The 22,027-nt window shown below is 73.0% G+C and carries 15 protein-coding genes; 5 read left to right on the top strand and 10 right to left on the bottom strand.

The features are described 5' to 3' along the window. Positions 1 to 55 precede the first annotated feature (55 nt). Complete coding sequence (locus tag AAT21_RS32635) at positions 56 to 1,171, bottom strand: membrane protein (RefSeq protein WP_046780582.1); 1,116 nt, start codon at positions 1,169 to 1,171, stop codon at positions 56 to 58. Between the two features lie 283 nt (positions 1,172 to 1,454). On the opposite strand from AAT21_RS32635, the gene AAT21_RS32630 reads away from it, so the two are divergent. Both AAT21_RS32630 and AAT21_RS32625 read left to right on the top strand, forming a co-directional pair. Then, complete coding sequence (locus AAT21_RS32630; protein WP_046780581.1) at positions 1,455 to 3,098, top strand: MFS transporter; 1,644 nt, start codon at positions 1,455 to 1,457, stop codon at positions 3,096 to 3,098. Positions 3,099 to 3,255: 157 nt separating this feature from the next. Continuing rightward, positions 3,256 to 4,425 carry an acyl-CoA dehydrogenase family protein gene (locus tag AAT21_RS32625; protein WP_046780580.1) on the top strand — a complete coding sequence of 390 codons (1,170 nt, stop codon included), beginning with the start codon at positions 3,256 to 3,258 and terminating at the stop codon, positions 4,423 to 4,425. 9 nt (positions 4,426 to 4,434) lie between these two features. Here AAT21_RS32625 and AAT21_RS32620 read toward each other — a convergent pair whose 3' ends face one another. Then, a complete protein-coding gene (locus tag AAT21_RS32620) occupies positions 4,435 to 4,884 on the bottom strand; it encodes a cell division protein SepF (protein ID WP_046780579.1) in 450 nt (149 codons plus the stop codon). A 285-nt stretch (positions 4,885 to 5,169) separates the two neighbouring features. On the opposite strand from AAT21_RS32620, the gene AAT21_RS37845 reads away from it, so the two are divergent. The 3 genes from AAT21_RS37845 (at position 5,170) to AAT21_RS32605 (ending at position 9,281) form a co-directional block, all read left to right on the top strand. Beyond that, positions 5,170 to 6,555 carry a DUF5685 family protein gene (locus AAT21_RS37845; protein WP_235439301.1) on the top strand — a complete coding sequence of 462 codons (1,386 nt, stop codon included), beginning with the start codon at positions 5,170 to 5,172 and terminating at the stop codon, positions 6,553 to 6,555. Positions 6,556 to 7,819: 1,264 nt separating this feature from the next. Then, positions 7,820 to 8,704, top strand: a complete 885-nt coding sequence (locus AAT21_RS32610; protein ID WP_046780578.1) for a S1 family peptidase — start codon at positions 7,820 to 7,822, stop codon at positions 8,702 to 8,704. A gap of 97 nt (positions 8,705 to 8,801) precedes the next feature. Then, complete coding sequence (locus AAT21_RS32605) at positions 8,802 to 9,281, top strand: hypothetical protein (RefSeq protein ID WP_046780577.1); 480 nt, start codon at positions 8,802 to 8,804, stop codon at positions 9,279 to 9,281. Between the two features lie 81 nt (positions 9,282 to 9,362). Here AAT21_RS32605 and AAT21_RS32600 read toward each other — a convergent pair whose 3' ends face one another. The 8 genes from AAT21_RS32600 to AAT21_RS32570 form a co-directional block, all read right to left on the bottom strand. Continuing rightward, the gene (locus AAT21_RS32600) at positions 9,363 to 10,271 is read right to left on the bottom strand and encodes a DUF4231 domain-containing protein (protein ID WP_046780576.1); all 909 of its coding nucleotides are present in this window, start codon (positions 10,269 to 10,271) and stop codon (positions 9,363 to 9,365) included. 64 nt (positions 10,272 to 10,335) lie between these two features. Further along, positions 10,336 to 14,337, bottom strand: coding sequence for an FxSxx-COOH system tetratricopeptide repeat protein (gene fxsT / locus AAT21_RS32595; RefSeq protein WP_107081447.1), 4,002 nt, complete (start codon positions 14,335 to 14,337; stop codon positions 10,336 to 10,338). Then, entirely contained in the window at positions 14,321 to 15,712 is a 1,392-nt protein-coding gene (locus AAT21_RS32590) for a TIR-like protein FxsC (protein ID WP_235439306.1), read from the bottom strand. The genes fxsT and AAT21_RS32590 overlap by 17 nt, the downstream gene beginning before the upstream one ends. A 43-nt stretch (positions 15,713 to 15,755) precedes the next feature. Then, positions 15,756 to 16,658, bottom strand: a complete 903-nt coding sequence (locus tag AAT21_RS32585) for an AAC(3) family N-acetyltransferase (protein WP_327152767.1) — start codon at positions 16,656 to 16,658, stop codon at positions 15,756 to 15,758. Next, positions 16,655 to 18,907 carry a radical SAM/SPASM protein FxsBH, inactivated beta-hydroxylase extension form gene (gene fxsBH, locus AAT21_RS32580; RefSeq protein WP_200904496.1) on the bottom strand — a complete coding sequence of 751 codons (2,253 nt, stop codon included), beginning with the start codon at positions 18,905 to 18,907 and terminating at the stop codon, positions 16,655 to 16,657. Before fxsBH ends, AAT21_RS32585 begins: the two co-directional genes overlap by 4 nt. Positions 18,908 to 18,935: 28 nt before the next feature. Next, positions 18,936 to 19,100 carry an FxSxx-COOH cyclophane-containing RiPP peptide gene (fxsA, locus tag AAT21_RS35035; protein ID WP_063838172.1) on the bottom strand — a complete coding sequence of 55 codons (165 nt, stop codon included), beginning with the start codon at positions 19,098 to 19,100 and terminating at the stop codon, positions 18,936 to 18,938. Positions 19,101 to 19,443: 343 nt separating this feature from the next. Then, a complete protein-coding gene (locus tag AAT21_RS32575; protein WP_046780574.1) occupies positions 19,444 to 20,346 on the bottom strand; it encodes an alpha/beta fold hydrolase in 903 nt (300 codons plus the stop codon). 505 nt (positions 20,347 to 20,851) lie between these two features. Next, on the bottom strand, positions 20,852 to 21,868 hold the full coding sequence (locus AAT21_RS32570; RefSeq protein WP_046780573.1) for a YhgE/Pip domain-containing protein: 1,017 nt from the start codon (positions 21,866 to 21,868) through the stop codon (positions 20,852 to 20,854). Positions 21,869 to 22,027: the final 159 nt, after the last annotated feature.

Below are 22,027 nucleotides of genomic sequence, written 5' to 3'. Positions count from 1 at the left end.
TCGATTCCCTCACCTGTGGACGGCCGGCGAAGATCCGCCCGGACACGCGGGGTTCCTACGGAGGACCCGAGCCGTTCAGCCAGAACGCTCCGTACACCGCCGAGACCAGCGCGGCCGCGCCCACCACCAGAACCGCCCGCCGGGTCCGCCACCGGGCGAGCGCCACCGCCGGCACCAGCATCAGCGGGAAGGCGGGCAGCAACAGCCGCGGCTTCGACCCGAAGTACCCGGACGCGCACAACGCCAGCGCCACGACGACCCCGCAGTACACGAGCAGCGGCGCCGGCTGCCGCTGCCGCACGCACGCCGCGTACAGCCACAGCACCAGGACGACCCCGGCGATCAGGCCCAGCCCGGCCGGGAAGGCGGACGAGGCCAGCTTCGTCCCGACGAAGCGGGCGAAGGCCCAGCCGCCGTCGAAGCCGTTGCCCCAGCCGGCCTGCACCTGCAGGTACCCGAGCAGCCCGCCCCCGGTGCGCGCGCCCACCCACAGCACGTACGCCGCCGCACCCGCCGGAGCCAGCAGCGACCCGGCGGCCATCCGCCACGACCGCTCCCCGCGCCGCAGGGCCAGGACGACGGCCACCCACACCGCCAAGACGACGGCCGCACCGACCGGGCGGGTCAGGCCGGCCCCGGCGGCGAGCAGGCCCGCCGTCAGCCACCGGCCGCGCAGGGCCCCGTACAGCGACCACGCGGCGAGCGCGGTGAACAACGACTCGCTGTACGCCATCGACTGCACGATCCCGACGGGCAGCGCCGCCCAGACGGCGACCGCGAACACCCCGGTCCGCCGGCCGTGCAGCAGGTCGGCCACCGCGAAGATCCCCCACGCCGCCGCGAGCCCCGCGCACACCGACACCACCAGACCCGCCGAGCCGTACGAGAGCCCGGTCGGCGCCGCCACCACCCGCTCCAGCCACGGCAGCAGCGGGAAGAACGCCAGGTTCGAGTGGACGTCGCCGTTGGGGAGGGCGATCTCGTAGCCGTACCCCTCGGCGGCGATGCGGGCGTACCAGAGCGAGTCCCATCGGGCCGACAGCAGCGTGTGCGGGCTGCTGCCCGCCACCGCCCCCCACACCGCGAGCACGGTCAGCCCCAGCAGCCGGACCGCGGCGAAGGCGGCCAGCGCGGGCGCGGCCCGGCGAAATCCAAGATCTTCCACGGGCATGATTATCGGTGGCGTCCGACCTGGGCCGGCGCCGAGAACCACGGACCGTGAGCGTGCGTGTACGTGGGGGGAGGCTTCGGGGTGGGGGAGTGGCGCACGCCACACGGGGGGCGTCACCGGGATGAGAGCTTGGCCACGTGCCGGGCACGCGAACTCGCGTACGCTGACCGTTCACTCGCGTGTCGATGCCGGACCCCGTTGGATGCCGCACAGCGCACCACCCCCCGTGGCTCCACAAGACGCTGGTCCACCGAGCGCGAGGGATCACCTGGGAGGTACATGCATGGCGGGGACGAACGCGGCCACGGCCGGGACCCCTTCGCCCTGGCAGCGGCTGGGAGCGGCCTCCGGCGGTGCCAACCGCTGGGTCGTCCTGGCGGTTCTCTGCGTCAGCCTGGTTCTCGTCGCGCTCGACGCGACGATTCTGCATGTGGCGGTCCCGTCCGTCACCGAGGACCTGCGGCCCGGCCCGATCGAGCTCCTCTGGGTCGTCGATGCCTACCCGCTGGTCTGCGCCTCGCTGCTGATCCTTTTCGGCACCCTCGGCGACCGGGTCGGCCGCCGCCGCATCCTCCTCCTCGGCTACGGACTCTTCGGCGTGGCCTCCGCGACAGCGGCCCTCGCCGACAACGCCCAGGTGCTCATCGCAGCGCGCGCCCTGCTGGGCATCGGCGGAGCGATGATCATGCCGGCCACCCTGTCGATCCTGCGCCAGGTCTTTCCCGACCGGCGCGAGCGGGCCCTGGCCATCGGCATCTGGACCGCCGTCGCCGCGGTCGGCGCGGCCAGCGGCCCGGTCCTCGGCGGCTTCCTCATCGAGCACTTCTGGTGGGGCTCCGTCTTCCTCATCAACATCCCCCTGATGGCGCTGATCCTGCCGCTCGGACGCTGGCTGCTGCCGGAGTCGCGCGGCTCCGCGGACGGGCCGTGGGACGTGCTCGGCGCGCTGATGGCCGCCGCCGGCGTGCTCGGCTCGGTGCTCGGGATCAAGCGACTCGGCGCCGAACGGCACCTCCTGGACGCCGAGGCGCTGGTCCCGCTGCTGCTCGGTGCGGTGCTGCTGGTGCTGTTCGTACGCCGCCAGAAGCGGCGCGAGCACCCGCTGATCGACATGCGGATGTTCTCCCGGGCCGCCTTCTCCACCTCGGTCGCCTGCATCGTCCTCGCCATGCTCGCGCTGGTGGGGCTGGAGCTGATCGCCGTCCAGTACCTCCAGCTGGTGCTGCACCTCAGCCCGCTGGAGACCGGCCTGCGACTGCTGCCGCTGACCTTCGCCGCCATGGCCGCGGGCGCCACCGGCTCCTACACGCTGGCCCGGGTCGGGCCGCGCACCATGGTGTCGCTGGGCTTCCTGCTGACGGGCTTCGCCGTGCTGCTGCTGACGCTGATGGGCCAGCAGGACCGGCCGGTCCTGCTGACCGTCGGCTTCATCCTGCTCGGCTTCGGACTGCAGACCACGCTGTTCGCCGCGTACGAGTCGATGCTCAGCGAGGCCCCGGCCGAGACCGCGGGCGGGGCGGCCTCGATCGGCGAGACCTCCTACCAGCTGGGCGCGGGCATCGGCATCGCCCTGCTGGGCAGCGTGATGAACGCGGCGTACCGGCCGGGCCTCGTGTCCGTCCCCGGCGTCTCGGCGGCGGACTCGGCGGGCGCGGCGAACTCCCTGGGCGAGGCCTACCAGATCGCGGCGGGCCTCGGCGGCCCGGCCGGGGCCGCGCTGTACGCGGCGGCGCGGCACTCCTTCGTGCACGGGCTGCACGTCACGCTGCTGGTGAGCGCGGCGCTGCTGTTCGCGGGGGCGGTGATGGCGCTGAAGCTGCCGCGGGTCATGGAGTGCGGGGTGTCCGACGACGCCGAGCCCGTGCGGCTGCCCGCGCAGGCGAAGGGCGACGCGGCACGGCCGACCCCGGTCGAGCAGGCCGGCTGACCGGAGCCGGCCGCACCTCGGACACCGGCGGGGCCGGAGCGGTGAGGGCCGGCCGACGCCGGAAAACAGGGCTGGATTTGCCCGTCGCAGGCCAATAGCTTCGGGTGGGCGCAAAAACCTTGCGCCGCAGGTTCCGCTCAGGCCGCCGGGAGGCCCCGTGTCCTTCGTTCCCACCGATCCGCTCGGGCTCGACGAGCTCCTCGGGCCCGAGGACCTCGCCGTCCGGGACACCGTCCGCGGCTGGGCCGCCGACCGGGTGCTGCCGAACATCGCCCAGTGGTACGAGAGCGGAGAGCTGCCCGCGATCCGGGAACTGGCCCGGGAACTCGGTGCCATCGGGGCGCTCGGCATGTCCTTGGAGGGCTACGGGTGCGCCGGTGCCAGCGCCGTGCAGTACGGCCTCGCCTGCCTGGAGCTGGAGGCCGCCGACTCCGGCATCCGCTCGCTGGTCTCGGTACAGGGATCGCTGGCCATGTACGCGATCTGGAAGTACGGCTCCGAGGAGCAGAAGCAGCGCTGGCTGCCCGGCATGGCCGCGGGCGAGCTGATCGGCTGCTTCGGGCTGACCGAGCCCGATGTCGGGTCGGACCCCGCCGCGATGCGGACGTACGCCAAGCGCGACGGCACCGACTGGGTGCTGAACGGCCGCAAGATGTGGATCACCAACGGCTCCGTCGCCTCGGTGGCCGTGGTGTGGGCGCAGACCGACGACGGCATCCGCGGCTTCGCGGTGCCCACCGACGCGCCCGGGTTCTCCGCTCCGGAGATCAAGCACAAGTGGTCGCTGCGGGCCAGCGTCACCAGCGAGCTGGTCATGGACGACGTACGGCTGCCCGCCGACGCGGTGCTGCCGCTCGTCACGGGTCTCAAGGGGCCGCTCGGCTGTCTCAGCCACGCGCGGTACGGGATCATCTGGGGATCCATGGGTGCGGCGCGCGCCAGTTTCGAGGCCGCGCTCGACTACGCGAGGACGCGGGAGCAGTTCGGCAGGCCCATCGGCGGCTTCCAGCTCACCCAGGCCAAGCTCGCGGACATGGCCCTCGAACTCCACAAGGGCATCCTGCTCGCCCACCACCTGGGCCGGCGGATGGACGCGGGCACCCTGCGGCCGGAGCAGATCAGTTTCGGCAAGCTCAACAACGTCCGCGAGGCCATCGAGATCTGCCGCACCGCGCGGACCATCCTCGGCGCCAACGGGATCTCCCTGGAATACCCCGTCATGCGGCACGCCACCAACCTCGAATCGGTCCTCACCTACGAGGGCACCGTCGAGATGCACCAGTTGGTGCTGGGCAAGGCGCTCACCGGGCTGGATGCCTTCCGGTGAGAGCCCTGCTCAGCTCTGGTTGAAGAAGTCGCGGGAGCGGCCGCCCGCCTCGCCGCTGACGATCTGGGTGTCGGCCGGGGTCAGCAGGAAGACCCTGGTCGCCACCCGCTCGATCGAACCGCGCAGCCCGAAGGTCAGACCGGCCGCGAAGTCGACGACGCGCTTCGCGTCGGTCGGGTCCATCGACGACAGGTTGACGATGACCGGGACGCCGTCGCGGAACAGCTCGCCGATACCGCGCGCGTCACGGAACCCGTCCGGGGTGACCGTCGCGATCCGGCGGCCGTGCTCCACGGCCGACTCGGAGGCCACCTTGACGCGGGGGTCGGTCACCCACTGGTCACCGGGGCCCGCCACGGAACCGTGGGAGCCCTCCGCGTAGTCATCGTCGTAGTAGCGCTCGTCGTCGCTGTCCTCCACGAGACCCAGCCAGGCACTCGCCTTGCGCACCGAACCCATGGACTGCCTCCTTTCACCGCGGTCAGTCTGTCTTTCTCTCCGCTGCCCCTATGCTCGTCCATGATGCTGACAACGCGCCAAGTGGATAGTCGCCGCGCAGGGGTTTCGTGACGGTACTGGTGCAGAACATCCGTTGCACGGTCAAGGATCCTGGTCGTCACCGCTGCTGACTGAGTGAAAATACGACGACCGCCGCCGTACGGGTGGGCGACGGGGACGTACGGGTGAAAGACGCGGGTCGATACGATGCCGGGCAAGCACGCGTACGACACACGGGGGAGCAGCTTGTTCGGCATAGTCAGACCCTGCACGCACCGGCTCGGGGAGCGGTTCAAGGCGGAGTGGATGGCCCATCTGTGCGGGCTGTGCCTGGCACTTAGGGGGGATCACGGGCAGTTCGCCCGGATCGTTACGAACTATGACGGGTTGCTCGTCTCTGTTCTGACGGACGCTCAGTCGGGTCCCGCACCCGGCTCCCGGCGCACCGCAGGCCCCTGCCCGCTGCGCGGGATGCGCACCGCCGCCGTCGCCAAGGGCGAGGGCGCCCGGCTCGCGGCCGCCGTCTCGCTCGTTCTCGCTTCCGCCAAGGTGCGCGACCACGTGGCGGACCGCGACGGGCTGTTGGCCCGGGCCCCGATCGCCTTGGCCGCGCGCAAGGTGGCCCGGGGCTGGGACCGCGCCGGTGCGCGCACCGGCGCCTCGCTCGGCTTCGACACAGCGGTGCTCGTGGACGCGGTGGACCGGCAGGCGGGCATCGAGACGCTGGCCGGCCTCGGCACGTCCGTGCTCGTGGTGACCGAACCGACGGAGACCGCGACGGCCGCCGCCTTTGCGCATACCGCACAGCTGGCCGGCCGGCCGGGCAACGCCGCCGCGCTCGCCGAGGCCGGGCGCTACTTCGGGCGCCTCGCGCACCTGCTGGACGCCGTCGAGGACCAGGGCGCCGACGCGGAGGCGGGCGCCTGGAACCCGCTCACCGCCACCGGGACCTCGCTCACCGAGGCCCGCAGGCTCTGCGACGACGCCCTGCACGGCATCAGGCTGGCGCTGGGCGAGGTCGAGTTCGTGGACGCGGGCCTCGCCCACAAACTGCTCGTGCACGAGCTGCGCACCTCCGTGGACCGGGCCTTCGGGACCATGAGCTGCGGCCACACTCCCACCGCCTCGGCCGGGCAGGGCCCGAACCCGTACGCCTCGAATCCGTACGACGGGAACGGCGGCGGCCCCTACGGCGGCAACCCCTACGGCGGTGCTCCGCACGGCGCGCAGCCCTACGGCGCCGGCCCGCACGGTGTGAATGCCCCGCAGGCCCCGGGCGGCGGCAGCGGCCCCGGCGGGTACGGCGGTGGCGGAGGCGGCGGCTTCGGCGGGGGCGACGGCTTCGGTGGCGGTGGCTTCGGTGGCGGCGGTCAGCACCCGCACCCGCAGCGGCCGCGTCGAGGACTGCTGGCCGGCTGCGCCGTCGCCATCGGCCTCTTCTGCACCTGCCAGATCTGCTGCACCGAGCACGAGGGCCCGTGGTCGCGCAAGAAGCGCGACCCGTGGTGCGACGCCTGCGAATGCTGCGACTGCTGCCCGTCGGGCTCCTCGTCGGCCGGCGGTTCCGGCGGCGGTTCCGGCGGCGGGGGCGGCGGCTGCTGCGACTGCAACTGCGGCTGCTGCTGCGACTGAGTCCACGTCAGTTCCACGCGCCCGGACGGCGTATGCGGGGATTCCCGCCCGGACGCGCGTGGAAGGGCTGAGCGGATGAGCGATCACGCAGACGATCCGCACGCGGCCCGGCGGACACGGCGCGCGCACACGGCCGCGCCCGGGTCCGCCGCGGGCGCCCCGCCCGGCCCCCTGGCCCCACCCGGCTCCCTCGCCCCACCCGGCTCCCTCGCCCCGCCCGGCCCCCGCGCGCCGGGCGGCTCCCTCGCCCCGCCCGGCCCCCGCGCGCCGGGCGGCGGCCTCCGCCCCGCCGGACACCCGGAAGGTCGAATTCCGGCCGTTCCGGGGCCGCGGACCCACTGCCGGGTGGTGCCCCCGGGCCCCGCGGCGCCGGGCACCGCACCTCGCCGCGTTCGCGGGCGCGCCCGCGTACGTCCGGTACGCGGGAGGCCCGCCGCGGTGCGGGCCCGGGGAGACCTCCAGGCCCCGCACGCCGTGCGGCCCGCGCCCCGGGCGGCCCGTGCCGCTCGGCGGTCGGTCCCCGGCCGCGCCCGCGGCGGCGGCAGGCTCCGGGCCGCCACCACCGGGGGCCGCGCACCGCGGCCCCGCGTGCCCGCCGCGGACGGGGCCGTCCCGGACGTCGCGGCGCGGCCGCCCGCACGGTGCGAACGTGCGGCCATGACCGCCCGGGCCGTCGCCGGCCGGCCCGGGCGGCACCGGGCCGCAAGCGCCTTCGGCCTTGTCACCGCGGGTGCCGACCCCCTCCGGAGCGCCCCCGCGACCCCGCCGCCGGGGAGCCCGCCGCCGAACGTCCGCGACCGTACCGGTCAAGTGGCGCAGACCCGGGGGCGCTCACACGGCCGCGGTGGCAGGCCGCCCGTTGCTTTTGGCGCCGTCGGGCCCATGGCGCGGACCGCCGTCCGCGACGTCCCGTACGGGCTCGGCCGACGCCGCCTCCGCCGCCCGCAGGCCGGCATATCCGGCGCGCGGGGCGCGATCACCGTAGAGCCCGACCGGGCTCCGCCGCGCCGCCCGACCGCGCCTTCGCCGACCCCTTCCCACGGCCTTTCCCTCCACCAGGGAACACGCCGCCCCCCACGGTGAAAGGCGGCGGGCGGAGGCCGAAAGCCGCTCTTGCGACCGGTATCCGACGACAGGACACTCCCGACAGCGCTTGTCAGGGGCACGGCCAAAATTCATGCGCCCGCCGTGCCCCCGGCTGCGCCTCACGGGCCCTGGCACCCCCACGACCGCCGGCCCCCGACCCTCTCCAGGAGGACGAGAAGTGAGGATCAAGCGCACCACCCGTAACAGGCTGCTCGCGGTGGCCACCGGCCTGGCCGCCGCCGCAGCGCTCGCCGCCCCCACCGCGGCGAGCGCGGACCCCCAGGACAGCGGCTTCAGCGCCGACAGGCTCGCCTCCGCCGGCGCCTCCGTCCTGCGGGCCGACGTCGCGGGCACCGCCTGGCACGCCGACCCCGCCACCGGAACCCTCGTGGTCTCCGCCGACTCCACCGTCTCCGCCGCCGCCATCGCCAGAATCAAGCGCGAAGCCGGAACCGACGCCGGGGCACTGCGCATCGAGCGCATCCCGGGCAGACTCACCAAGCTCGCCTCCGGCGGCGACGCCATCTACGCCAACAGCTGGCGCTGCTCGCTCGGCTTCAACGTCCGCAGCGGAAGCAACTACTACGCCCTGACCGCCGGACACTGCACCGACGGCGCCGGCACCTGGTGGACCAACTCCGCCCGCACGAACGTCCTCGGCTCCACGACCGGGTCCAGCTTCCCCAACAACGACTACGGCCTCATCAAGTACGCCAGCAACACGCCCACGCCCCCCGGGACCGTCGGCGGCCAGGACATCACCAGCGCCGTCAACGCCACGGTCAACATGTCCGTGACCCGACGCGGCTCCACCACCGGCACCCACAGCGGCCGGGTCACCGGCCTCAACGCCACCGTCAACTACGGCGGCGGCGACATCGTCTACGGCATGATCCGCACCAACGTGTGCGCCGAGCCCGGCGACAGCGGCGGCCCGCTCTACTCGGGCACCCGCGCCATCGGCCTCACCTCCGGCGGCAGCGGCAACTGCTCCTCCGGCGGCACAACCTTCTTCCAGCCCGTGGTCGAAGCGCTCAACGCCTACGGGGTCAGCGTCTACTGACCGTGCCCCGCGCGCCCCTGCCGGCACCCTGGACGTCCTCCCGCCTTCTGGGAGGATGTCCAGGGCGGCCGTGTCCACGGGGGAAGCAGGTTCCTGCATGAAACGCATCGGCGTGACCGGGCACCGGTCCCTCCCCGACTCGGTGCTCGGCCATGTGGAGAACGGCCTGCGGGCCGTACTGGACGGCCACGAAGGCCCGCTGGAGGCCCTCTCCAGCCTCGCCGACGGAGCGGACCAGCTGTTCGCGGCCATCGCACTCGAATGCGGCGCCGACCTCACCGTGGTGATCCCCAGCGAGGACTACGAAGAGGCCTTCGAGGGCGCCGAGGCGCTGGACCGCTACCGGCGCCTCAGGCTCCGCGCCACCCAGGAGATCCGCATGGACTTCGCCCGCTCCACGGACGAGGCCTACTACGCGGCGGGCACCTACATCGCCGACTCCTGCGACCGGCTCGTCGCCGTCTGGGACGGCCGGCCCGCCCGCGGCCACGGCGGCACCGCCGAGATCGTGGCCTACGCCCGGGCCCTGGGCAAGCCGGTCACCGTCCTGTGGCGCGAGGGCGTGACCCGGGACTGAGCCACGCCCTCCCACCCGCGACCAGCACGTCTCGACCGCTGTGCCGGATCGACCGCTGTGCCGTCTCACTGCTGTGCCGTCTCAACTGCTGTGCCGGACCAGCCAGTCCGTGTGCTGCGGCGAGACGTACCGCTCGGTCTCGTACACCGACGAAGGCCACTGCACCTCGGTGATGGTCGTCTGCATCACGACCATCATCGCCGCCAGGTCCTGCTCGATCAGCGTGTGCGCCTCGATCAGCGGATGGTGGCGGCGCACCTCGTTCCAGGCGATGCCGGCCGCCGCCGCCGTGCTCAGCAGTCCGGTCAGGCCCGCCCCCGGGCCCGAGCCGAACGTCCTCAGCAGCGCGAACAGCAGCGCCAGACAGGTCAGCAGGACGATCGTCCACGACCACAGGCGCGTCGCCCGCCGGGACACCTCCGTCCGCCGCCGGTACCAGTTGCGCTGCTCGATCAGCCGGTCCCGTACATACGTCTCGCGTCGCACGTGGTAGTCCCTGCCGCGCAGCCGATGCATCGCCCCGGTGATCTCCGCACCCTCCGGCACCGCGCCCGCCGTCCGCGGATCCTCCCAGCCCATCTTCCGCAGCTCGGCAAGACCCGCCTCCAGCCGCGTCCGGTAGGTCTCCCCGGGATCGGCCACGTCACTGCCGAACGGCGCCCCGTGCACCGCGTACCGCCAGGCCAGCGACTTGATGAACTCCGCCGCACTACGGTTGAGCTGCCACTGCGGCCGGGCCCGGCGCCTGGTCGCCCGCATCCCCACGCCCAGCACCGCCGCGTAAGAGACCACGCTCAGCAGCCCGAACAGGTGCAGCGGGCCGAGCTCCGGCCCCGGCGGCAGGGCGGCGGCCCCCGCGGCCGCGACGAGCAGCAGCAGCTGTGCCCGCGTGGCATGGGTGGACTCCCGCTGCCGGGAGACCGCCGCCTGGTCCGTGTGGTGGAAGAGGGCCGGCAGGTCCTCGTTTCGAAAGGTCGTACTGTCGGTCACAACGCCCCCCTCGTCTCGGGTGGCGGACGGCGGGGACCGAGGGCCCCCGCCGTCCTCCGTCGGATCACACGGCGAGCGGCTCCAGGTCCCGGTGGACCCGCCGCTCGTCACGGGCGTACCGGGTGAGGCTGTGCTCCTCGCCGAGCAGCCGGGTCAGCTCGACCACCGCCTCGTTCCGCACCCGGGCCGCCTCCTCCTTGCGGCCCATCGAGTCCAGGCTGACCGCCATGTTGGAGCTGCTCGCCAGGGTCTCGGGATGATGCGCCCCGAGCACCTCGCGCAGCCGCATCACCGCGAGCCGCTCCAGTTCCAGGGCCCCCTCCGGGTCACCCTGATCGGCCCGTGCGTTCGCCAGGTTGAGCGTGGCGAAGACCGTGTGCGGGTGGTTGTCGCCCAGGACGTCCCGCATCAGCCGGATCGTCTGCCGCAGCATCGCCTCCGCCGGCTCCGCCGCGCCCGTGCCCCAGTGGAAGACCGCCAGGTTGTTCACGGCCGCCAGCGTGTACGGGTGCCGCTCGCCCGGGACCTTCATGTATTCGTCGACCACCTCCTGCGCCAGGTCCCGCGCCCCGCCCGGGTCCCCGGTCGCGAACAGGTCCGAGGCCAGGTTCAGTTCGCAGGAGAGCAGGTCCGGGTTGACCGAGGTGTACTTGGCCCGGTAGCGGGCCCGGGTGGCCGTGGTCAGCCGCAGCGCGTCCTCCAGCTGCCCGGCCCGGCGCAGCGACACCGCCAGGTTCTTCGCGGCCGACAGGGTGCCCGGGAACGCCCTGCCCAGCGTCCGCTTGTAGATCTCGTACGTCCGGCTCAGCAGCTGCACCGAGTCCTCGTACCGGCCCACCTCGCGCAGGTCGCGCGCGAGGTTCTGCGCGGACGACAGGGTGTACGGGTGCTCCGGGCCGAGCACCTCCGTGCGCAGGTCGTACACCTCCGTGTCGATCTCCCGGGCCCTGGTGTACTGGCCGACCAGCCGCAGGTTCAGCGCCAGGTTGTTCGCGGCGGCCAGCGTCCGCGGGTGCGCCTCGTGGAAGATCTGGCTGAAGCCCTCGTGGGCGTCGGTCGCCAGCTCCATCGCCTGCCCGTACTGGCCCAGCGCGCCGAGGGTGTTGGCCAGACCGCTCGTGGTCATGTACGTGTGCGGGTGCGAGGGACCGAGCACCGCGCGCTGCCGCTCCAGCGTGACCTCGTCCAGCTCCTTCGCCTCCACGAACCGGCCCTGCGACCGCAGGATGTTCGACAGGTGGAACCGCAGGTACAGGTACTGCAGGTCGTCGTTGCCGAGCATCTCCTTCCAGGCGTCGCGCAGTTCCTCGCCGAGCTGGTAGGCGGCCTTGAAGTCGCCTCGCTTCCAGAGGTAGCGGACCCGGTCGATCAGCAGCCTGCGCGTCTCCGGCTCCTTGCAGTACCGGGCCTCGGACGGGGTGAGGTGCGACCAGATGGTGTTGAACCGCGGCCAGGTCTCCGGGTTGTCGATCGGCTCGTCGTCGTCCGGGCGGGCGCCGGCCAGGATCCGGTGGACGGCGTGCCGGGCCTCCCGCTGCTCCTCCTCCGGCATCTGCGACCGGATCACCGCCTGCACCAGCCGGTGCACCTGGATGCTGTTGCTGACCTGGTCCACCTTGGCCAGCGCGAACCGGCCGATCTCCCGGATCACCCGGCCCAGCACCAGCTTCTCCTGGAGCGAGGCGTCGTAGGGCTTGAGGGCGTCGATCATCTCCTTGCTGTAGAGCAGGTTCGCGGAGATCGGCTCCGGCGCCAGGAAGGCGCACAGCTGGAGCAGCCGGACCGCGGCCGGCGAACGGGACTGGAGCCGCTCTATGGAGATGTTCCACGTCGCGGCCACCGGCTCGGGATACCCGGGCGGCTGGTTCAGGCCCAGCACGCTCGCCGCCTGCTGGGCCAGCTGCTCGATGTACGCGGCCACCGGCGTCGCGGTCTCCGCGATCCAGGCGCCCGCCTGCTCGACGGCCAGCGGCAGGTCGCCCACCGCGATCGCCACCTGCTCGGCGTCCTCCTTGGTGAGCCCGGGGGCCCGCCGCTGGAGGTGCTCGATGGACTCCTCGCGCAGGAACACGTCCACCGGCAGCGCGTCGCCGTACTGCGACCAGGACTGGTTGCGGGAGGTCACCAGCACATGGCCCGGACCGCCCGGCGGGAAGAACCGCTTGAGGGTCTCGGGATCGTCCGCGTTGTCGAAGACCAGCAGCCATCGGGAGGACGGCACCCCGCGCCGCAGCAGGTCGATCGCCTCCTGGGAGGCGGCCGCCATGTCCTCGCCGGTCTGCGCCCCCAGCCGTACGGCCAGTTCCGCGAGCGCGGCGACCACGTCGTCGGTCTGCTCCGAGGAGATCCACCACACCAGGTCGTAGTCGGCCATGAACCGGTGCACGTACTCCAGCGCCACCTGGGTCTTGCCGACACCGCCGAGGCCGAACAGCGTCTGCGGCTGCGGGAGCACCACGGCCATGCCGCCGCCGAGCTGGTCGCGCATCCGCTCCAGCACGATGCTGCGGCCGGTGAACCCGGGATTGCGGGGCGGAGCGTTCCAGATCTTCGGAACGGTCCCGGGGAAACGGGGGCCGGGCTGCGAGGCGCTCGCCACGCTGTCGGGCAGCGCCATGGGCCGCTCCACCGCACGCAGCAGGGCGGCGGTGGCGTGCACCTCGTCGAGGCGGAACAGGTCCACCGGGTTGCGGTCGATGTACGGCGTGGACAGCCGTACGTCGCCCACCCTCAGCGGCACCAGCTGGCGCCGGCCCCCGGTCGGGTCCTCGGCTGCCGCCCGCTCCCACACGTCCACCGCCCGCGCGGACTTCAGATAGGCCGAGGAGAGCAGCACCACTGTCCGGGCGGCGGTGTCGATGCTGATGCCCGTGCCGCCGCCCAGCGTGTCCCCGCCGGACCCGGTGCCCGCGGCCGGCGCCGGCCGCTCGGCCGAGACGTCCTTCGGCACCACCCGGAAGCCGGCCCGGGTCAGCACCGACTCGATCCAGTCGGCCCACATCCGGTTCTCGGCGACGTACGACAGGAACAGGTCGGCCGGCAGCGCCGGGCGCCGCCGCGTGAAGGCGTCCCTGATGCGCAGACGGACCTCCTCGCCGATGGCGGGCATGGAGGTGATCTCGCCCTCGGTGACCACGGCGGTCAGCCGCTCGAAGGCCGAGAGCAGGGAGTTGGTCAGCCCCGCCTCGTCGCCGAAGGTGGCCAGCGTCTCCTCGTAGGCGTAGTACGGCCGGTAGGGGATCTCCACCGCACCCCAGTAGGAGGTCAGCTCGTCCCCGACCAGGCCGCCCGGGAACCGGTCGAACTTGATCCGGGCCAGCGCCCGGCCCGCGTCGGCCTTCTCCTTCTCGCCCTCGTCGATCCGCATCGGAACGGGATAGATCTTGATGCCGCGGTCGTTGAACCGCTCGTCGATCTGGCGGGCGACGGACGCTGCACCGTCGATGGACTGGTCGGACAGCGTGAAGCAGTCGACCAGGACGTCCGGCAGATGCACGGTGCAGATGTCCGCGATGTCGGACAGACCCGTGCGGCTGTCGATCAGGACGTAGTCGTAGTTGCTCTTCATGTCGGCGCGTAAGGCGTCGAAGAACAGGCCGCCGCCGAGCCGGTCGTAGAAGTTGTCCCAGTCGAAGGTGGACACCGTCGCCGAGTACTCGCGGTTCTGCCGGCCCGCCGAGACGAAGTCCAGGGTGCCGCCGTCCGGGAACTCCCAGCCCAGCGTCTCCGGAGTGAGGGAGACGGCGTGCGGCTGGATCCGCGCGTAGTCCTTGTGCCAGTCGTCCGCGCGCGTCACCGGGCTGGTGGCCGCCCACGCGTACTCGCTGATCAGGTCGATGACCCCGGTGGTGGCCCCGAGCGTCGACGGGTCCAGGAACGGGTGGAAGAACCGGTGCAGGCCCGGCGCCTCCAGGTCCCAGTCCACCGCCAGGACCCGCTTGCCGTTGGCCGCCAGGATCCAGGCGGTGTTGGCGAGCGCCATGGTGCGGCCGGTGCCGCCCTTGTACGAGTAGAAGGTGACGATGCGTCCGTCACGGCCGTCCCTGCTGTCACGACTCGCTGTCATCCGCGTCCCCCCGGTCGGTGTCGTTGCTGTCGTTGCCGTCGTTGTGGCCGCCGAACGTGTCGGGCGGGAAGGGCGCCCGCGGCGGGGCCGGAGGCCCGCTCATCCCCATCGGCCCCAGCAGTCGCGGGCGTTCGGTGTGGGTGTTGCCGGCCGGCAGGTAGACCTGGGCGTGCCTGAGGAACTGCTGCGCCGCGGCCTCGACCACCTGCGGCAGGATCTGCCCGAGGGTCTCCATGTTGGCCACCCCGTTAGCGGCGGCCCGGCAGGCGGCCCGGCCCTGGCCCATCTTGACGGGCAGCGTCTCCTCCAGCCGCCGCGCCAGCTCGATCTCCTTCGCGCGGCTCTGGTGGTCGTAGCGGTTCCACGGCACGACCACGTTGACCCACGGGCGGGACTCCTGGTCGAAGGCGGCCAGGCGCTGGCGGCGGTGCTCGTCCTCCACCACCCAGCGGTCGACGATCAGGATCTCCGGCCGGGTCGGAGGCTGCTTGCTGTCGTAGTGCCCGGCCTCGTCGTCGAAGGAGCCGATGCTGGTCTGGTAGTTGAGGTTCTTGACCAGGTCCTCGGCGACGTAGGCGATGGGCCGCTGCGCCACCGGGTGGTAAGGGTTCCACTCCAGCGCGTTGTCCCCGTAGTACTCGGGGCTGCGGCCGTCCGGCAGGTCGTGCCGGGAGGCGGCGGCGACGGTCACGTGCAGGGTGCGGGCGGGACTGCCGCCGCCCGTGGGGCCGAAGGCGCTCGGCACCCCCCGGTAGTCCAGCGGGCGGACCGGTTCGAGCCGGACGGTCTCGGCGACCCGGACGATGCGCTTGGCGAGCTCGTACACGGCCCGCTCGTACTGCTCGGCGTAACCGCGCAGTTTGATCAGCCCGTACAGCCCGTCGGTGACGTAGCGTTCGCCGAAGGTGTTGTGGTTGAACTGCAACCGCTCGGCGGGACCGGGGAGTTGCGAGGGGGGCACCGGCACCCATAACGCGGGCACGATGGCCTCGGCGGGCTGGTTGCTCAGGGCCCCCTGATGGATCGCCCGCTGCGCGAAGGCGTACCACTCCTTGCCGCACATCTCACTGGCGAAGTACCTCGGCGAGAACAGCGGGACGAAGACCCGGCAGGTGGCGAGCGCCGCCCCGAGCCGCTCCGACCAGCCCTCGCCGCTGCGTATCTCCCGGTCCATGAAACCGGCCTCGGCCCCCGCGGGCAGATCCGTCAGCGCCATGACATGGCTGCAGAGATCCCGGAACAGGCGCTCGACCCACATGTCGGGGTCGGGCCCCCCGGCCCCGAATCTCGGTGTATGCGCATAACTGAGAAAAAAGTACGGCTGCACTGATGCGGGCACACGCCCCCCGTCCCGAAGCTGCGAGCGAAGAAACATCATTCCGGAGCTGCTTCGCCACATCCCCTCATCGTTCAGTCAATCAGCGTCTGTTTTCGGTCATCCACTCAAGGGCGTGGTCAACGGCTTCCGGGACGGAGAAGAGCATGCTCGACGCCGCTGCGACCCGCCCCCTGCGCACCCGCGAATCCGGGAACGCCCTGCCGATCTCCGCGAAATCACCGTCGTCCAGTGCGACGTCCTCGTATGCGGTCCACTCCCCTTCCTGGCGGGACCCCTGATGACCCTCCGGAAGGTTCACCTTCACCACACACTCGTACATGCGCAAGGGGGGCTTCGGAATTCGGTACTCCGCGAGATGGAAAGCGGTGCAAACGGAAAACCCCACATTGATCATGAGTACCTGTCCGCCCTCCCAGCACAGCTTTCCCAGGGGTGTCTCCTCACCCAGGTGACTTTCCAGGCGGTGGCCCGCGCAGAGCCGCTCCGCGTCCGCGCCGAGCGCGGCGAAGGAGGTCTGCGGGTGAGCGCTGCGCGCGGCGCCGGGCGCGGTCCGGACGGCCTCCGCGAAGGAGCCCATGCCCTGGCTGGGGGTGCGCGCCGGGTCGAAGGGGGGCATCCGGTCGACGAAGGCCCGCACCTCGGCCTCGTCCATACCGGCGATCCGCTCCAGGTGGGCGCTGGACGTCCTGGAGTTCTGCGGGGTGAACGCCGGCACCACCAGGGTCCCGCGCGGGCCCAGGACGCCCCTGAGGGCGTCACGCAGCTGCTCCGCGCGCAGCCCCGTCCCGCGCAGCGAGGCGTGCACCAGGAGCCGCATCCCGGGCCGTACCCCCAGCAGCCGCAGCTGCACCGCGAGCTGCAGGGCGCCCGTGGTCCGGCGGCCCCGGCCCGGGCCCGCCGGGGAGGGCGCCGGGGCCGGGGAGTGGGCGGGTGAAGGGGCGGGTGAATGGGCGGGGGAGTGGGCGGGGGAGTGGGCGCTCACGCGTCCACTGCTTTCAGTTCGTAGCGCAGCTCCGCCACCAGATGCTTGCCGGTGACCGTCAGTTCGGCCGCGGCCGAGAGCCGGTCCAGCGCCTCGTGGATACGGTCCGCACCGCCCGGCTCGGGACCCGCCGTCGCCCGCCGGTACGCCTCCACCGCCACCCGCTCGTGGACGTCGGCCAGCAGCCGCGACACCGGCACCGGGCGCGACCGCCACGGCGACGGGTGCTGCCACTGCCCGTCCAGCGCGTACAGGTCGGCGACCTCGGTCAGGGCCCGCAGCCGGGTCCGCCGCCGCCCGGTCAGCAGCGCGAGCGCGGTCTCGCGTACGCCCGCCGCGTACGGCACCCCGAGCGCACCCGGCCCGTGCCGGCCCGCCTCGCCCCAGCCGCCGGCCCGCGGGCCGCCCGCGAGCGGGGTCAGGGTGGTCAGCCCGGCCGCCGCCGCCCGGGCGAACCCGGGCACCGCCTTGTGCAGCAGGGCCCAGGCCCGGTCGAGCCTGCCCCGCCACTCCTCGGTCTCGCCGGCGCCGAGCCGCAGCCTGGGCGGGCGGGGGAAGCAGTTGCGGTACGGGTCGAGGTCCTCCAGCGCCACCGGCGCCGTGTCCGGGCCGGGCGACCAGGTGCGTACGGGCTGCCAGCGGGCGTCGCCGGCCGCCGGCCCGAAGCGGTGCTCGGAGCGGCCGTCCCGGGCGGCGTAGCCGTCGTCGGTGACGCGCACCGAGGCCCGGCCCTCCGTGCCCGGCTCCCCGAGCCGCAGCAGTCCGAGCGTCGGCAGGTACACCTCGCCGTCCCGGTAGGCCACCTCGGCCGGCAGGTCCAGCCCCCCGCGCAGCACCGCCGCGGCGGCCAGCGCGGTGAGTCTGCGGGCCGCCTCCGGGCCGCCGGGGCGGCCGTCCCGCGCGGCGTCGAGGGCCGCCAGTACCCAGGTCCGGGTGAAGGGGTGGTCCAGTACGGCGTCCAGCGCGTCGGCGCCCGCCTCCCCGGCCCGCTCCACGGCGGCCACCAGCTCCCAGGCGTGCGCCCAGTCGGCGTCGCCGGCCAGGTCCGCGTTCAGCCGGGCCAGCAGGATCCGGGTCAGCTCCTCCTGGGAGCGGGCCAGTTCGGCCGGGTCGGACAGCTGGGGAGCGGTCTCCCGCAGCGCGGTGCGGCCCTCGACCCCGTCCACGAGTTCGCGCAGGTCGGTGCAGTACACGGAGGGGTTGTCGAAGCCGTTGCGGTCGCGGTACCGATGGGTGTAGAGCCCGCCCCCGCACGAACGTACGACGGGGCAGCGGCGGCATGTGTCGCTGACGCCCGCGAGGCCCAGTTGCCGGGCGCGGACCCCGGGATGGGCGGCGACCTGGTCGAACGAGTGGTCGAAGACATTGAACCCGGTGGCCGCGGCCCCCTCGAAGGCGCTCTTGAGGGAGTCCACCTGCTCCAGGGTGCCGTCGGTCTCGACGACGACGAGGTCGGTGGGCGCGAGGCCGAGCGACTCGGTGAGGCTGGGGCCGCCGCGCAGGGTGGACAGCAGGGACTCGAAGAGCCGTACGGGCACCGGGCGGCCCAGCCTCTCCCAGTGGTCGAAGATCCGCAGGAGCCAGCGGGCGTAGGCGTCCGGCTCCCCGTCCGGCCGGGCGGGGGGCGTCTCCCAGGTGGCGTGCGGCAGGAGGAAGTCCACCCGCGGGGGTTCGAGTTCGACGAGCGCGTCGAGCACGGCGACGGGGTCGTTGGCCACGTCCACGGTGCAGAGCAGGCCCTGGTAGAGGTGGCGGTAGGGCGCAGAGCGCAGCCGCTCGACGGCAGCGAGGACCAGCGGATGGCTCGTACGGCCGTCGGCGAAGCGGCGGTGGCGGTCGTTGGCGGCGCGGTCCCCGTCGAGGGAGATGCCGACCCGGACGCCGAACTCGGCGAAGAGGTCGAGACAACGGGTGCCGAGCTGGAGGCCGTTGGTGTGGATCCGCAGGTCGAGGGCGGCGATCCCGGAGAGCGCCCGGCTGAACTCCTCGCAGACGAGTCGGAGCCGGGCCGTGCCCGCCAACAGGGGTTCCCCTCCGTGGAGAATCACCGTGACGGAGGGGAGTGCATGGTCACGGGCATGTTCGGCGAGCCTGGACGCGGTACGTGAAATAACCTCGGGGGAGATCACTTTCGGCCGGGCTCGCCAGCTCTGATCTGCATGTTCGTAGACATAGCAGTGATCACAAGCAAGATCGCATCTGCTGTGAACTTTCAGGACGATCTCGCGAAATGCGATCAGGCCGGTCATTCCGCCAGTCTAGAGCTCTCGCTCCGCCTCAGAGCGCGGAGTTGAAGATCGGTGCCTGAACCGGACGGCCGGATGCTGCCGGGAGCACGCGACCGAGCGTCGTGGCCGCGGACGCGGTTTCGACGTCGATCTTGGCGAGCGGGACCCGGCGGGCCTTGACCGTGCTGGTCGGGGGGGTTGCGGAAGTGTTCACGACACCGTCCTCGGGGAAGTCATGTGGAATGGGCATGTGAATGACAACAGCGACGCGCTGCCGTCAAGCGTGGACTTTACTCGGCCACACCCCATTGGCAACCGAGACATGACGCCTGGTCAACCGTTCTATAGCGAGTGCGGCGTATTTCCCGAGGTGGCTTATTCGGCCGTTCGCCGGACGGCAAGATCCTTTTCTTCCGGCGGTGCACGGGAGGGCCGCCCCGGAGGCCTGGCCGGGGCTGGCCGTGGCACCGTTCGAGGTGCTCGCCGTACCGGCGGGGCGCACTTCGCCGGGGGCCGGGCGGAGCCCCTGGGGGCGCTGCGGGGAGGCCGAACGGCCTTTACGCGGGCTGCTGTTCGCTGAGCGGCGGGGCCGGGAGGTCGCGCAGCAGCCAGTTCAGTACGTCGGGCAGTGCGCGCAGGGCCGCGAAGTGGGCGGCGGCCGGCTCGATCGTGGTGGTGGCCCCGGGGATCCGGCGGGCCAGCCAGCGGGAGTGGCCCACGGGGGAGAACACGTCGAGCTCCCCGTGCCAGATCAGCACCGGGCAGCGGATGTCGGCCGGGTCGAAGCCCCAGGGGCGGCTGAAGGCGAGGACGTCGTCGATCCATCCGTACGCCGAATGGCGCAGCCCCTCGCGGTAGTTCCGCAGCAGCATCGACCGCAGCCCGGCGTCCGAGACGATCATGCGGTCGTTGTCGGTCAGCTCCCGGCGCAGCTCGTCCAGCAGCCGCCCCGGATCCTTGCGGATGCCGTCGGCGCGCGGGATCAGCCGGGCGGCCAGTTCCTCGGGGTCGGTGGAGGCGGTGGTGTACTCCCGGACGTTCGACGCGGCCATTCCGGCGAACCAGTCCAGGTCCTCCGCGTCCCGGGGGGCCAGCCCGACCATCGCCGCGGTGCGGGTGACCCGCTCCGGCAGCAGCGCGGCGCAGGCCAGGGCGCCGGCGGCGCCTCCTGAGCGGCCCGCCACCGCGAACCTGTCCAGACCGAGGGAGTCGGCCACGGCGGCAACGTCATGGGCCACGTCCGCGACGGTGCGGCCCGGGTGACGGTCGGAGCCGCCGTAGCCGGGTCTGTCGTAGGCGATGAGCTGCATCCGGCGCTGGTAGAGGACCATGCCCCGGGGGGCCGGGCCCAGGCGGCTTCCGGGCATGCCGTGGAGCAGGAAGACGGGCTTGCCCTCCGGATCGCCCCAGCGCTCCACGGTCAGAGCGCGCCCGTCCGCTGTGCGCACCTGATGGCGCACGCGCTCCCTCCCTCACGGTCGGTGTGGATCGGTGTGAGTCGTCACGGCGATTGTGCTCGCTGGGGGAGGAGTGCGGTAGGGCGCACTCAGGGGGCAATTCCGGTGCCGGCCCCCGCAGGCGCCCGCCGCCGAGCGTGCGGGGCGGGTGCTGGGGGTGCCGTGGGCTCCCGCCGGTGGTGCTGGGGCTCCGCCCCGGACCCCGCGCCTCAAACGCCGGCGAGGCTGAATTCTGCCGCTGCGCGGCTGGGCCACTGTTCCTGCTGGGCGGTGGTGTGCGGTAGGGGCGGTGCCCCGGCGGAATGTCTCCTCGGCTCGGCGCGTGCGGCTCTGGCTCGACCAGACGGCCCTGGTCGCGCGCTCGTCCTGCGGGGACACTCCGCCGCGTCCCCGCCCCACCGGCCCGGCCCCCCGCCCCACCCGCACCGTGCTCGTACCCCGCCCGACTGCGCGATCAGGTTCCCGCCGGGCAACCCCGCAGGGGCGCCGCCGAGCAGCCCCGCAGGGGTTACGCCGGGCGGCCTCGGCGGAGGGTGGCGCAGGCCAGGGTGATGGCTGAGCCGGCCACGGCCCAGGCGCTCAGTACCAGCATCGGTCCGCCGGCCCCGTTGCCGCTGAAGTAGGTGATGGAGCGCGCGGCGTACGTACCGGCGCCCGGCGGCAGGGCCGGGCCGATGGTGCTCCAGAACGGCGGCAGCAGTGGGTACGGATAGGCGCCGCCCGCGCTCGGGTTGCCGAGTACCACGATCACCAGGATCGCCAGGCCGATGCCGATCACGCCCGCCAGCCCCTGGAAGGCGAGGGTGACCGCGCCGACCGCCAAGACGACCAGGGTGCCCAGTCCCCACAGGCCCCAGATACTGCCGGGCAGCGCGTCCAGGACCGGGCCGGCGATGACCGCGCCGAGCAGTCCGGCCGCGAGCGCGTACACGAGCAGCGCGCCGAGCCGGATGACGGCGCGGTGTGTGTTGGCGGGCCGCGCGCCGGCGCTGATCGCGAGGATCGCGGCGCACAGGTAGCCGCCCACGCACCAGCCGATGACGAGGTAGAAGGAGCTCAGGCCGCGGCTGTCGCCCTTGGCGGCCGGGGCCACGTCGGTGACCCGTAGGGTCCGCCCCTGGGCCCGTTCGGCCGCGCCGACGACCTCCTCCAGGGCCTGGGACAGCGAGGCTCCGGCGCCCGAGGCGACCAGCAGCCGGTCGGTCCGGCCGGCCGGGTCGATGATCAGCGCGCCGTCCACGTCCCGGTTCTCGACCTGGGCGCGCGCCGCGGCCTCGCCCTCGACCACGCGGGGGTCGAGCGGGTCTCCCGGCAGGGCGCCGAGCTGTTGCGCGGACCGCTCGGCCACCGGTGCGGCGGGCGCGGTCACGGCGATGGGGATCTCGCTGGGCTTCGGATGGTGGAAGGCCCCGATGTACGAGGTGATGAAGGCGAGCTGGAGCGCCAGTACCCCCAGGACGAGCAGCGCCGCCCGGGTGGTCACGGCGTCCTTGATCTCGGCGAGGAAACCTTGGGACGGGGTCATGTCTCACACGCTCGGCGTGCGCGGGGCGGGCCGCAGCAGGGGCGGGCCGAACGGATGACCTCGCCGCACCCAGGTGATCGAACATGTGTTTCGCACGGGTATTCGAATTGCTCTATGGTGGAGAGCGGGGGTGGTGTTCTACGAGCGAAGCAGGAGGCC

The sequence above is a fragment of the Streptomyces yangpuensis genome, from assembly GCF_001005295.1.
In the GTDB taxonomy this organism is placed as follows: domain Bacteria; phylum Actinomycetota; class Actinomycetes; order Streptomycetales; family Streptomycetaceae; genus Streptomyces; species Streptomyces yangpuensis.
Note: the sequence above shows the minus strand (reverse complement) of the source record. Positions and strands in the feature narration are given on the sequence as shown.